Genomic DNA, 13465 nt, shown 5'->3' with positions numbered 1-13465 from the left:
CTCGTAAACAATCCCTTGTGGCATTGCGAGCGCCTAGTCTACTTTATCCTCAAGCGGTTGTCTTTCCACTAAAGTGTCATTTTGAGCAATTTCCAGCAGGCTGTCTGGAATACTACGTTTTACTTCGACCCCAAGATCTTTAAAACTCTCCGCTTGCCTCACGACGTTGCCCCGCCCCGTCGCCAGTTTGTTCATTGCCCCCTGGAAATTCTGGTTGGCTTTATCAAGTGCACCGCCCAGATTTTCCATATCGGTTAAGAACAGTCTGAGCTTGTCGTACAGCTTAGACGCTCGCTCGGCAATGATTTGTGCATTTTGATTCTGGCGCTCATTTCGCCACAGATTATCTATGGTGCGCAGTGCCACCAGCAACGTTGTCGGGCTGACAAGAATGATGTTGTGCTTCATCGCATCTTTGACCAAGCTCGGGTCTGCCTGAATGGCCACTTGGAATGCCGGTTCGACGGGAATAAACATCAGAACATAATCTAAGCTCTGGATGCCTTTGAGTTTGTGGTAATCCTTCTGGCTCAGTCCTTTGATGTGATTTCGCAAAGCAAGTAAGTGGTCACTTAACGCCACATCGCGCTCTGCATCGGTGTCTGCGTGGAAATAGCGCTCATACGCCACCAATGCCATTTTTGAATCCACCACCACTTGCTTATCGTGAGGTAAGTGAACAATCACATCGGGCTGATAACGCTTTCCTGCTTCATCTTGCAGGCTCACCTGGGTTTGGTATTCGTGCCCTTCACGTAAACCCGATTCCGCCAACACGCGAGCCAGAACCACTTCGCCCCAGTTACCCTGCTGTTTGTTGTCGCCTTTGAGCGCCTGCGTCAGATTCAACGCCTCACGAGACATTTGCTCATTGAGTTTTTGTAAGTTTTTCAGCTCATGCACCAGAGTATGACGCTCTTTGGCTTCAAAGCTGAAACTGTCGGTGACCTGCTTTTTAAACCCTTCAATTTGATCTTTCAGCGGATTAAGTAACCCTTCTAAACTTTGACGGTTCTGCTGATCCACTTTGGCGGTTTTGTTTTCAAACAACTGGTTAGCAAGGTGTTCAAATTGTTGCTTGAGGCGGGCTTCTGCATTTTCCAGTAGAGCGAGTTTCTCTTCGCTGGCTTGCTGTGCCTGTTGGTGACGGGCTTCCTGTTCCCGAAGGCTGGCTTGTGATTCTGCCAGTTCTGCGCGCAAAGCTTCTGTTTGACTGGTCAGTTCTGCTTTTTCCTGACGAAGTGCGTCCATGTGACGAAGCTTTTCCATCGCCACCAGCATCTTACCGTGGGTCTGTTTCAGCTCGAAGGCGGCTTGATCACGAGCGTTGTCCAGTTCATCCAAATCTTTCTGGGCTTCGTTAAGCTGCTCCGCCGTTTTTTCATGAAGCTGTCTCTCGGTTTCAAGCGATTGAATTTGTTGTTGAAGTTCCAGCTGCATTTTCTGCTTTATCCACCAACCCACAACCAGTGCGCCGGAGCACACCCCACCGAGCGCGGCTAATAAAAGCGGCTGATTCTCGACTATCCACTGCATAATGTTCGCCTAAGTTTTTGACTCTCAAAATGATAGTATTCAGGCACTGGATAAATGTCCAGTTTTGCAGCCTGAATTCGCCAGTATATAGTGATTCGTCCGGTCAACACTTTCAGTTTTTACTCTAAGGAAATGCGCGAGATGAAGAATGAGCGTCAAGCTTTGCTGTACGGAATCAGTGCTGTTTTACTTTGGTCGACGGTTGCCACCGCATTTAAGCTGACATTAGCGGAATTTACCCCCATTCAGATGCTGACCATAGCCAGCCTGGTATCGGCGATGGCGCTCTTAGTGATTTGTGGTGTACAGGGAAAACTCGATCAGTTGAAGGACACCTTTGCCGCTAACCCTTGGTTTTATCTGGCACTCGGCCTGATTAACCCGCTGTTCTATTATCTGATTCTCTTTAAAGCGTACGACTTATTGCCTGCTTCGCAGGCTCAGCCTCTGAATTACAGCTGGGCGATTACTCTTACTCTGATGGCGGCTCTGTTTTTAGGGCAGAAAATCCGTAAACAGGACTGGATTGCCTGTCTGTTTGGGTATGCGGGTGTGGTGGTGATAGCCACCAAAGGCAATGTATTGGCATTGGAGTTCGAAAACCCTGTCGGCGTTGGGCTGGCGCTGCTCTCCACCCTATTGTGGGCGGGTTATTGGATTCTGAACACCAAAAACAAAGCCGATCCCGTGTTGGGCGTGTTGCTCGGCTTTTTGGTCGCACTGCCATTTGCTGCGTTGATTTGTGCGTACGAAGGAGCCAGTTGGGCACAGATTTCGTGGAAAGGATGGACAGCAGTCACCTACGTTGGACTGTTCGAGATGGGCGTGACGTTTGTACTCTGGCTCAGCGCCATGAAACTCACCAGCAATACCGCGAGAATCAGCAACCTGATTTTCACATCACCGTTTATCTCGCTGATGCTGCTTGCGACAATTATCGGCGAAGAGATCCACCCGTCCACCTTTGTCGGTTTGGTCATGATTGTGGTGGGCTTACTGATTCAGCAAATCAAACGCAAATCTTAACGTCTGCTGGCATTACTCAAAACGGCACCGAAAAGGTGCCGTTGTTGACTGAATCATTCGTCGTCGATAGTTACCACATCATCGGACTCTTCATCTTCACTCTGCTTACTCATCGTATGCAGCGTGTGAAATGTGCGACGACCATAAGCAATTTTGTGATATTTTAGCCACACTTTCTCAAGTTTAGTCTTTGCTTTGCCCGGGTTTTCCAGCACCTTAAGAAAATGTTTTTCTTCACTGTTTTCCGGTTCAAGCTCACCATGCTGTAGCGAATTCAGTGTTTCGCCGTAAGTCGTAAGAAGATCCGCTTCCACAAGAGTGAAATCTCCGGATTTACCGAATCCACGTGGAAATTTCTTGTTATCAAAAAAACGTTTTTGCCCAACACGAACTTCGATGTCTGACATAGTTGCCTCAGATATTGATACAGGTATAAAGATATCGCCTGAGGTGAAAATTAGGATCTAAACTGACAAAAGAAAAACAAAACTTTTTTATCGTTAAAACAAAAAATTGTTATTGGTTAGTGCATTCTAAATACCTGATTATGCATATAGCCGAAAAACCTCATCCAATAGGTTATGAGAACTTTGTGGACCCATTATGGACGTAAAAGTATTCCGCACCTTTCTTGAAGTTGCTCGTGTTCGCCATTTTGGCAGAGCAGCAGAGAACCTCTACATCACGCAAGCCGCTGTCAGTGCACGCATTAAGCAGTTAGAAAGCTACTTTGATACCAGCTTATTCATTCGGGATCGCAACAGCATCAAGCTCACCAACTCTGGTGAAAAGCTGATTTCTTACGCAGAGATCATGGTCAACACTCTGCAACAGGCGAAAACCGAGCTGTCACTGGCAGAAGATAAATCCATCCAGTTGACGCTGGCAGGCACACCGAACATTTGGGATGCCTACCTACAAAACTGCCTGAGCGTGATTGCCGATACTTTCAGTGGATACGCATTTCAGGCGGAAGCACTGGCGCGAGAATCATTAAACCGTCGGTTAGTTGAAAAAACATTAGACATGGCATTTGCCTTCGATCCGTTAAAATCGGACGAACTGGCGTGCAAAAAAGTGGCGGATTTAGTGCTGCTGATGGTGTCAACAGAGCAGACCGACGCACATGGTGCATTGAACAACCGCTATGTTTACGTGGACTGGGGAACGCGATTCGCCTCTGAACATGCGGATCGCCACCGTAAGCTAGCGCCACCTCTACTAAGAACTTCTACGGCGCGTATCGCACTGGACTTTATTCTGGACAAAGGGGGGGCTGCGTACTTGCCCGCATCTATCGTAGAGCCCTTCATTGCATCCGGTCAGCTTTTTCAGATCAAAGACATAGAACCTTGGTACAGACCAATTTATCTTAGCTATCGCAAAGACACCTCCGCTATAGAAGCCGTTCAACGCATCGAAGCCATGGTGAAAGATATAGACCCGCTGACTGCATTCAGTTTGCAGCAAGCGGGGGAAGCAACGGTTTAGCTTAATTGAGTTAACGAAAACGGTGCCATCAGAGCGCCGTTTCTGTTTTGATTCATTATCAATGACGTTAGTTTAAATCAGACACCGATCCTCGAATTACTAAGCGAGGCATGATTTTGATTTTGCACAGGGCGTCTTTTTCATCAAATTTTCTTTGAATGCCATCCAGTGCCTGCGCAGCAAAAGTGTTCAGTGGGATGTCGACGGTCGTGAGTTTGGGATAACTCAACTCTGACTGATAGATATTGTCATACCCGATAATCGACAGATCTTGAGGAATTTTGATTCCGAGCTCGTGAGCGGTATTCAGCACTCCCAGCCCCATCATGTCATTGAAACAAAATACAGCAGAGGGCAGCGTCGGCTGGGAATAAATCTCAAACATGGCATCAACACCTCCCTGATAAGAGAAGTCGCTGGTCACCTGCTTCATTTCATCTTGACCGAGTAGATCTGCATAGGCTTTCTTGAAGCCTCGAATACGACCAGTGGTCGCATCAGTGCTTGCTTCGCCAGTTACACAAGTGACATTTTTGTGCCCCTTCGAAATCAGATATTTCCCAACAATGTAGCCCCCCATCTCATTTTGAATATCCAGCTTCGTCCCACCACAGGAAGACTGAATTGTCCCCACATCAAATGCAATGCAGACAATGGGAATACCTAAAGAAGAGTCACAAAACTCCTGAGAGACAAGGGTATTTTTTGAAATCACGATCAGAGCATCAATTTGGGGTCGCATGATTTCAACGTGCGAGTCGAGGCTAGATTCGGTGCCATCGACAAAGCTTGATAACAATGCCAGTTTTCGCTCTTTCGCCTCTTTTTGAATTGCCAGAAAGAGTTCCAAAAAGAATGGGTTGTTGTTACTTATGGAAACCACACCAATTGTTTTCAGGTCTCTTTGACCTCGCTTGAGCTGTGCCGCCCCCAGATTGTACTGGTAGTTCAGCTCCGACATTGCAGCCTGAATCCGTTCCTTGGTTTCTTCTTTTAATGGTTTCTTGTTATTCAAGAAGTACGACACTGTCGTCACCGACACTCCAGCGTGTTTCGCGACGTCTTTTAAGGTTGCCATGGTTTACCCAGCTCCAATCACATGTATGCCAGTCTAAAGTAATCCTGATCACCCCTCAAGGTTAAACGTTAATCCTAATTATTTTATTTATAGTAAATAATGAAAATGATCTTTTGATCATTAAAAGGTGAAACGTTACACTAAATTGAAAATGATCAAGATGCAACTCGAAAGGATCGTAGCATGACCAAAGAAATAACTAAGTTAGCGATGTTAGATATTCAGCAGCAGAAATTACTTTGTGTCAGATCGAAAGGGGAAGATCTGTTTTATCTACCCGGTGGAAAGCCTGAATCTGATGAAACTCACGAAGACACATTGATCAGAGAGCTGAGAGAAGAACTGAGTATCCATCTAAAACGCGATTCGCTGACGTATTTCGACACCTACCGCACTGTGGCGGCTGGAAAATCAAAAGACACCTTCGTGACTTGTCATTGTTATTTCGCGGATTACTATTCGGAGCCTCACCCTTCGTCCGAGATTGAAGAAATGCAGTGGCTTGGGATACAGGACATGAAGCGATGTTCTTTGCTCGTTCAGAACACAATGGACAGTTTAATGACAAAAGGGCTAATCAATTGATGAGCCCTTTCCGGAATGAAAGGTTGTACCTACGCCCACTGCCCGGCAACAAAACCGCTCGACCATGCCCATTGGAAATTGTAACCACCGAGCCAGCCCGTCACATCCACTACTTCACCGATAAAGTACAAACCTTGGATGTTCTTACACTCCATGGTTTTAGAAGATAGATGATCAGTATTCACTCCGCCCAACGTGACCTCTGCGGTGCGATACCCTTCAGTGCCATTCGGCAGGATTTGCCAGTTTTCCAGGTGCGTCTCGATGGCTTGCAGTTCTTTGTCGTTGAATTGCTTGAGGGGTTTATCCACCAGCTCTTTGCGGTCGATAAGAGTCTCGACTAAGCGCTTAGGTAGCACTTTGGAAAGCGTATTCTTTAAGCTTTGATTTGGGTGCTTTTCGCGAGAAGCGACCAGCAGATCCATTACATCGGTTTCAGGGACTAAGTTAATCGTCACCTTCTGACCAGCTTGCCAGAATGAGGAAATCTGCAATACCGCTGGACCGGACAGACCGCGGTGTGTGAACAACAATGCTTCTTTGAACATGGTGCCATCTTCGGCGGTGATTTCAGAAGGCACGGCAACACCTGAAAGTGGTTCAAACGCTTCTTTGTCTTCTTTGTGCAGAGTAAACGGCACCAGACCTGCGGTAGTCGAAATCACATCCAGACCAAATTGCTCTGCGATTTGATAGCCAAACGGCGTGGCACCGAGTTTCGGCATTGATAAGCCGCCTGTCGCAACAACCAAGGATTCACAGGTCATTTCATCGGTATCTATGTGGAGTGAAAATCCGCTGTCCGTTTTTTGGATGTTATGGATGTCGGCGCGATAGCGTTGAGTGATGTTCGGTTGGTCGCATTCTTTAAGCAGCACATCAACGATGTCTTTCGCTGAGTCCAGACAGAACAGTTGTCCGTGATCGCGTTCTTCAAAATCGACGCCATATTTGGAAACCAGCGAGATGAAATCCCAGTTGGTGTACTGCGACAAGGCGGATTTCACGAAATGGGGGTTCTGACACAAGAAGTTATTTGCCGTCACGTCGTAGTTAGTGAAGTTACAACGACCACCACCCGAGATCAGAATTTTTCGCCCCGGCTTTTTGGCATGATCCACCACCAATACCCGGCGACCACGCTTGCCCGCTTCGGCTGCGCACATTAAGCCTGCCGCACCAGCACCAATGACTATGACATCAAATTCTGAACTCATTACTTCTTCCACAACGACTTGAGCTTTTGGGTTTGCTGCTCTCAATCAAATAAAAAGGATGCGCGAATTATCGCGCATCCTTGCAAATCTGGTGGGTATTTTACCCAGAGTTACGCTGGGTTTCTACCTCGTCTTGCTGAGCCTCTGTTTACAACATGATGGCAGCCAGTAATGTGACACCAAGTAATGCTGTAGTGAGTACAAACAACTCTCTGACTTTGTTGCATTTACCGGTAAAAATGGGGTCGTGATGATGTAGGTACTCACGGCTTTTTAAATAGTGGAATAACCGGACTTGTTTGGTGACGTTACCGTGGGTTGTGAAAAAACCACCGCCGTCTACTTGCTGATAGAGCAACGGGTGTGCCTCGCGCATGATGTGAATGAGGGCACGGAGCGCGGTGAGATACCTCGCCATGTTGACACAGCTGACGAGCATTAGCGTGAATAGAATCGTGTCTCCACTGATCATCTTTTCCTCCCTACATCTTCTTAGACACCAAAAGGAAAAGACAATCAGAATTGACTTTAACTCGCTACTTATTCTGCAGCGGGGGCGTCCATGATAGAAGATGAACCTTCTTTTGCCATGGTAGCCAGGTCTTTGTCGATGAAGAACAGCGCTTTGCCATCTTCGCCAACCAGATCCAGCTTATCTAAAATCCCTTTAAACAGTTTCTCTTCCTCGTGCTGCTCAGCAACGTACCACTGAAGGAAATTAAAGGTTGAGTAGTCTTGACTGGTAAATGCAACGTGAGCCAGCTTGTTGATTTTCTGAGTAATCATCTGCTCATGTTCGTAAGTTTCGCGGAACACTTCGCCAAGGCTCTCAAACTCGTGCTTGGGTGCATCAATTGCACCTAAGATTGGCATTGCTCCAGTTTCACTCACGTAAGTAAAGAGACGTTGCATATGCTCCATTTCTTCTACTGCGTGTGCGCGTAAAAACTCCGCCGCACCTTCGAATCCTTTGTCTTCACACCAAGCACTCATTTGTAAGTATAGATTGGATGAGAAGAATTCGAGGTTTATTTGCTCATTCAGTTGGTCGACCATAGTCTGAGACAGCATGAATTGCTCCTGTTAACTGCTTGTAATTGTTACCACTATAACACGGTATCGGGGAGCCTAGTCGTGCTAATTTTTCACTGAGATGTTTAACAATTAGACTAGAAAACCCGCAACCTGTGTACAAAAATCTACCGTAAATCGATATGAATTGATACGTATAGATTTGATATGGGATCAAGGCTTCAAAACCCTGTTGAATGAAATGCTAGTCTTATTAATAACCTAATGCCAAAAAAATTCCGTAAAGCGGAGGTGCGATATGAGTTATCAACATATTCTCGTGACCGTAGATCTGTCGGACGACAGTAAGGTACTTATTGATAAGGCAGTGAAACTCGCTGAGCCTTTGAACGCTGATGTCTCTTTTATCCATATTGATGTGAATTATGCCGAGCTCTACACCGGGCTGATAGACATCAATCTGGCTGATACGCAACACCACAATATGGAGGCATCTAAGAAGCAGCTTCAGCTATTAGCCGATCACGCCAGCTACCCTATCCGGCATACATTGGTAGGAACGGGGGATCTGAGTGGTGAACTTTGTGAAGCCATCAATGAATTGAAAGTGGATTTGGTGATTTGCGGTCACCACCAAGACTTCTGGAGCAAGCTGCTGTCTTCTACGCGCCAGCTCATCAACTGCACACCCGTAGATATGCTGGTAGTGCCGTTGCAAGACGATTAACGAAAATGGCGAGCCCTGAGCTCGCCATTTTTACGTTTCGGATTCGGTTAGAGTCTGTTGACCTAGTGGATCTGATTGTCTCAGTGAATCTGATCGTTTTGCGGCATTTGCGCCTGAATCGCCACGACGCCTTGATTGATTCGGCTGAAACGCTTTTCTAACTTCTTGTGTTTTTTAAGCAGCTTCTTCTGCTTTTTCAGCATTTTTTTCAGCTTCTTCTGATATTTTTTCTGTTTCTTCAATGCTTTCTTGGTCAGCACCAAAGAAGGCGCAGGGATCTCTGATGACTGAATACTTTGCGCTGCAATCTCAGGGCTCTCAGATACCGATGCCAAGGCTTTATCTGCGGCGAGCGATTCCGCTACTAGCCCACAGTTAGACAATTTATGAGTCGCTTTTTTCATGCAAGATGCTGGTGGAATAGCGGCTGGTTTGCATAAGTTTTTTTTGTCAGAAGAAGATCGTGCACAGGAGCGGCAAAGAAATTTCGGCGCGGCGACGAGGGCATGAATTTCGCCAAGACTGGCATTGATGTCCCGACGGTTAAGTTTACAAAATCGCTCTGCCATTTTACTGCTCCGGCTTCCTGACACCGTTTATCGGTGATTGGAATTAACTATAAGAATCATTCTTAGTTAGATATACCGTCAGGTTTTCATCGAAGCAAGCGATAATTTACACCGTTTTGTTATGTCATTGATGCCTTTACATAAACATCGAATCGGTTTTTTTTGGTTTCAATTGCCATGGAAGGTTTCGCGTTATCAAGCCATTCTGCGTAATCTGGTCTTTTCACTACAACCCGCTTAGAAGCAAGCGCCAAAGCGGGAGCAAGTAGCCCATCTGCGTCGTTATCTGCCCCAACCAAGGACTGGAAAACACGCATCTCTTTCTTGACCAGTGCGGACTTCTTTTTGTTTTCAGGGTGCGGGTACATGGGATCAAGGTAAACCACATCTGGTGGCGTGAAGCTGTCTGTCTCTGCCAGCTCATTGAGTGCATCCAGGCTCGATGCGTGCAGCAGGGACATACGCTCTTCAACCCAGACACCAATTTCCGGATCGTGTTTGGCTCGCGCCAATCCATCGTCCAGAAGCGCAGCAACCACTGGGTTACGTTCTACCATCTGAACTTTGCATCCTAAAGATGCCAGTACAAAAGCGTCACGACCTAATCCCGCCGTTCCATCCACAACCGTAGGCGTTGCACCTTTGTTCAGCCCAGCAGCTTTGGCAATAGCCTGCCCTTTTCCACCCCCAAACTTGCGGCGATGCCCCACAGCGCCGCCTACAAGGTCGACAAATATGGCACCGAGTTTGGGTTCGTCCAGTTTACGTAGCTCTAATCGTTCCTCTGTTAGCACCAACGCGAACACGCTGCTCTCAGAATGCGTGAGACTCCACTGCTTTGCTATGGTGTCGAGTTCTGATTGTCTATGAGGGGCTTCGCAGATTAAATTGAGCTGCACGAGGGACTCCAAGGGGGAAAATTTTGCGCCAGTTTACCTGAATATCAGGCAAATCCTATGAGAAATATTCAAAGCGCGAATCTAAGTGATACAGGCGATTTTCTCAGAAACCAAATCGTTGACCAGTTCACCCAGCGGCTTTGGCATTCCAATGTTGTAACCCTGACCGTAGTTGACCCCGAGTTCGCACAAGCGCTCAATTACAGCGGGTGATTCGACAAATTCTGCGACGGTCACTTTGCCCATTTGCTGAGCCAGGTCGTTGATGGAGCGAACCATGATGTAATCACTTTCATTCTGGTCGATATCCCGAACAAAAATGCCGTCGATCTTAACGATATCGACAGGCAGAGTTTTCAGGTATCCAAATGAAGAAAGACCCGAACCAAAATCGTCCAAAGCAATCAGACACCCGAGGGACTTAAGTTCATCAAACACCTGACTCGCTTGTTTAATACTGTGAATAGCGGCAGTTTCGGTAATTTCCAGACAAATTTTCTCATTTGGGAACTGGCTGTCCTGCAGTGCCTGTTTCATCGCAGCAATGAACTCTCGGTTTCCGATAGATTGCCCAGACACATTGATGGACACTCTGTCCAGATGCTCTGCCTGCTCTGGATGCTGGTCGAGCCAAAGTAACGTCTGTTTAATCACGTATCGATCAACCAGATGGGCAATGTTGTAGCGTTCGGTCGCTGGCATAAACACACCCGGAGAAACATAGTTGCCGTTGGCATCTTGCAGTCGAACCAGAATCTCGAAATAACACTGATGTTCGTTCTCGTCTTCTAGACCTTTAATTCGCTGGGCAAACAACTGCAATCGCTGATTAGCCAAGGCTTCATGCACCAGATTGACGCTTTCCATTTCTCTTTCGCGCTGCTTGATTTCTTCATCATCAAGGCGGTAAAGCTGATAACGATTCCGACCTTCTTCTTTGGCAGCGTGACAAGCAGTATCAGCCTGAGCGTGTACCATCTGAGGTGAATGTGCGGTGTGGTCAATCAATCGGATACCAATGGAACAACTGATATTCAGAGTCAGATCATCACGGATAAACGGATGAAGGTTGAGCTGGTCGATGATCGACTGAGCCACTTCAGTGGCGTCGCTCTTCTTACAGTCTCTGAGTAGTAGCGCGAACTCATCCCCTCCCATGCGGGACAAAATGGCGTTATTCGGCAGTACTTGCTGAATCAGCTTGGCACAGAATGCGATCGCTTCATCACCCGCTTCGTGACCCACGGTGTCGTTGATGACTTTCAACTGATCCAAATCCAGAAACAGCATGGCATGAGTGCGGAAATGCCCCTCCACTTCCACCATGGCTTTTTGCAGTTGCTGTTCGAAGAAGTTTCGGTTGTAGGTGCCAGTCAGCAGGTCGTGTTGCGCTTGGTACGCCAACTGACGCGCGAGATCTTGAGTTTCACTGATGTCTTCACCCACAATCAAAAGCTGATGCGTTTCAGTCAGCGGGCGAATATTTTCACGAACCCAGATGGTAAATCCGTTGGCTGTGGTGTATTCGATTTCACGTCGCCACACGGACAAATGATGCGGCTTAGGCTGCAATAGGACTTGCCTTGCATTGAGCTCTTCCGAACCTGCGTAAAAATCTTCCAGTTTTCTTCCCAGCATCTGAGTGGAGGAATAACTCAGCAGTTCCTGAGCGAAGCGGTTCACCGCCTGAATGCGGTTGTTTTCGTCCAGTGTCATCATCATTACAGGCTGTTTTTCGTAGTAGTGACGAAAATCCGCTTCACTGGTCAGTAATTTGTGTTCGGTTGCCTTTCGGGCAGTGATGTCCTGTGCTTCAAGAAGAAAATGGCACGCCTCGCCGATTTCGTGGGGTAAAGGCTTCATCGCTACATCCAAAACGCTCAAGCCGTGGTGTTGTCTCACCAGCTCGGCTTCAAACCGCGCAACACCGTCCTGACCCGGTTTCTCCAGATAAGATTTGAATGTCGCTTTGGCTTCATCGCTCCATCCGCGGTATTGCCATAAAGGTCGCCCGTACGCGCCGCCTTTAACATAAAGCAGGTCTTGCAGTTTGCTGTTGCTCGATACCAAAGTACCAAACCGATCCACAATGCCGATAAATTGGTAGCTTTGATCAAATACCGATTCCAGCAGTAGCTGGCTTTGTTTGGCCTGAATTTCACTGCGCTTGAGACGCTTCATGTAGTAAAGAAGTGAACCGATAACCGCCAACAAAATGAACACGGTAAGCAGTAGCAGGCGAATTTCCTGCGCGTACTCGACAAAGTAAGGTTTGGGTTTGTTAAGGACGGTATCGGCAAGCACAAAGCTGTCTTCCATTCCCCACTTTTGCAGGGCGTGATAATCCAGCTTGAGGTGAGTCCTGATGGGTCTGGGCTCGGGAAGAGGCGTGCCTTCTGGCTGGCTGATGACTTCAACTAAAATCTCACCCACCAGAGAACCGTTAGCAAAACCGTCCTGCATAAAGCCGCCGACACTGCCAAGCCCCAAGCCAGCATTGTACGCCATGTACACGGGGGCATTGGTGCGCTCATTAAGCGTCTGCCACGCCACCTCTTCAATCACTCGCCCTTGCTTGTCTCTAAAGTACACCCAGAACAGAATGCTATTCTCATCATTCAGGTTTTCGGCCAGATGAAGCAGGTCATCAAAACTCTCTGGCACGATACTGTCGATGAGTTTGCGATCGCCGGGGTTTTTCTCAAGATATTCTGCGATCTGGCTTCTTGCTGCTGTCCCCGTTACCGAGTAGTCCGTGAGCACAATGATGCGATTCACTTTAGGCTGGAGCTTTTTGATCAGGCGGATGTTGTTATCCAGATCGATGTTTTCAGACACACCCGTCGCATTGAGATCTCGATGGAGGTTGGGAGAATAGTTATTGATTCCGCCAAAAATAACCGGTGTGTCACCCACGTATTCGTGCAGATTCTGCATCAGATTCAGGGCGTTGTTATCGCTGACGACGATGGCTCGAAACCGCTCTTGCTCTAGTTTGGTTTTGAACAGGCTTTCAAGCTGGCTGAGGTATTCAGAAGTTTGTAATCGCTTGGTATCCAGATACATCACGCGATTTGGGATTTGATGAGAGTCCAGGCTTTCAGAAAGCCCTCTCTGGAAATTGTCCGTCCAGAAAAAACCCTGATGGTAAGAGTGAACCACCAAAACATTTTCGCTCGCCTGCGCTACAAAGCTCAGCAAACATGCCAGAACTACCCCAATGAATCGCACCCGCCAAACTCTCTATCAACGTTTCGTTTTCGTGAGTATACCAGATGATGCCTTTTTGAGTTGTTGTGAAGCTC

General features: G+C 47.3%; 13 protein-coding genes. 4 read left to right on the top strand and 9 right to left on the bottom strand.

Features of this window, described 5'->3' with window-relative positions:
- Positions 1-33: 33 nt before the first annotated feature.
- Positions 34-1536, bottom strand: a complete 1503-nt coding sequence (gene rmuC, locus QMG91_RS00515) for a DNA recombination protein RmuC (protein WP_281828177.1) — start codon at positions 1534-1536, stop codon at positions 34-36.
- Between the two features lie 141 nt (positions 1537-1677).
- Between rmuC and QMG91_RS00510 the strand changes: the two genes are divergently transcribed.
- The gene (locus QMG91_RS00510) at positions 1678-2562 is read left to right on the top strand and encodes a DMT family transporter (protein WP_281828175.1); all 885 of its coding nucleotides are present in this window, start codon (positions 1678-1680) and stop codon (positions 2560-2562) included.
- Positions 2563-2615: 53 nt separating this feature from the next.
- Here QMG91_RS00510 and QMG91_RS00505 read toward each other — a convergent pair whose 3' ends face one another.
- A complete protein-coding gene (locus tag QMG91_RS00505; RefSeq protein WP_004404924.1) occupies positions 2616-2969 on the bottom strand; it encodes a MaoP family protein in 354 nt (117 codons plus the stop codon).
- A gap of 196 nt (positions 2970-3165) precedes the next feature.
- Between QMG91_RS00505 and QMG91_RS00500 the strand changes: the two genes are divergently transcribed.
- Positions 3166-4053 (top strand): LysR family transcriptional regulator, encoded by an 888-nt coding sequence (locus QMG91_RS00500; RefSeq protein ID WP_281828173.1) that lies wholly within the window; start codon positions 3166-3168, stop codon positions 4051-4053.
- Positions 4054-4120: 67 nt separating this feature from the next.
- Here QMG91_RS00500 and QMG91_RS00495 read toward each other — a convergent pair whose 3' ends face one another.
- Positions 4121-5131, bottom strand: a complete 1011-nt coding sequence (locus QMG91_RS00495; protein ID WP_281828171.1) for a LacI family DNA-binding transcriptional regulator — start codon at positions 5129-5131, stop codon at positions 4121-4123.
- A 183-nt stretch (positions 5132-5314) separates the two neighbouring features.
- Between QMG91_RS00495 and QMG91_RS00490 the strand changes: the two genes are divergently transcribed.
- Positions 5315-5716: an NUDIX hydrolase gene (locus QMG91_RS00490; RefSeq protein WP_281828169.1), complete on the top strand. Its 402-nt coding sequence runs from the start codon at positions 5315-5317 to the stop codon at positions 5714-5716.
- 29 nt (positions 5717-5745) lie between these two features.
- On the opposite strand, the gene QMG91_RS00485 is transcribed toward QMG91_RS00490, so the two are convergent.
- The 3 genes from QMG91_RS00485 to ftnA all read right to left on the bottom strand — a co-directional run bounded on the left by QMG91_RS00485 (position 5746) and on the right by ftnA (position 8004).
- On the bottom strand, positions 5746-6933 hold the full coding sequence (locus QMG91_RS00485; RefSeq protein WP_281828167.1) for a BaiN/RdsA family NAD(P)/FAD-dependent oxidoreductase: 1188 nt from the start codon (positions 6931-6933) through the stop codon (positions 5746-5748).
- A gap of 148 nt (positions 6934-7081) precedes the next feature.
- Entirely contained in the window at positions 7082-7405 is a 324-nt protein-coding gene (gene uspB, locus QMG91_RS00480) for a universal stress protein UspB (RefSeq protein ID WP_004404915.1), read from the bottom strand.
- 68 nt (positions 7406-7473) lie between these two features.
- Positions 7474-8004 (bottom strand): non-heme ferritin, encoded by a 531-nt coding sequence (gene ftnA / locus QMG91_RS00475; protein WP_004404911.1) that lies wholly within the window; start codon positions 8002-8004, stop codon positions 7474-7476.
- 259 nt (positions 8005-8263) lie between these two features.
- On the opposite strand from ftnA, the gene QMG91_RS00470 reads away from it, so the two are divergent.
- Positions 8264-8692, top strand: a complete 429-nt coding sequence (locus QMG91_RS00470) for a universal stress protein (protein ID WP_004404910.1) — start codon at positions 8264-8266, stop codon at positions 8690-8692.
- Between the two features lie 80 nt (positions 8693-8772).
- Here the strand turns inward: QMG91_RS00470 and QMG91_RS00465 are convergent, their stop codons facing one another.
- The 3 genes from QMG91_RS00465 to QMG91_RS00455 all read right to left on the bottom strand — a co-directional run bounded on the left by QMG91_RS00465 (position 8773) and on the right by QMG91_RS00455 (position 13391).
- Positions 8773-9261 carry a hypothetical protein gene (locus tag QMG91_RS00465; protein ID WP_281828163.1) on the bottom strand — a complete coding sequence of 163 codons (489 nt, stop codon included), beginning with the start codon at positions 9259-9261 and terminating at the stop codon, positions 8773-8775.
- Between the two features lie 119 nt (positions 9262-9380).
- A complete protein-coding gene (locus tag QMG91_RS00460) occupies positions 9381-10160 on the bottom strand; it encodes a class I SAM-dependent methyltransferase (protein ID WP_281828161.1) in 780 nt (259 codons plus the stop codon).
- A gap of 81 nt (positions 10161-10241) precedes the next feature.
- Positions 10242-13391 (bottom strand): EAL domain-containing protein, encoded by a 3150-nt coding sequence (locus QMG91_RS00455; RefSeq protein ID WP_281828158.1) that lies wholly within the window; start codon positions 13389-13391, stop codon positions 10242-10244.
- Between the last annotated feature and the right edge of the window lie 74 nt (positions 13392-13465).

Origin of the sequence: Vibrio nigripulchritudo (assembly GCF_027924785.1) — a bacterium.
Lineage (GTDB): Bacteria > Pseudomonadota > Gammaproteobacteria > Enterobacterales > Vibrionaceae > Vibrio > Vibrio nigripulchritudo.
The sequence above is the reverse complement of the archived record's forward strand: the minus strand, read 5'-3'. Positions and strand labels throughout refer to the sequence as shown.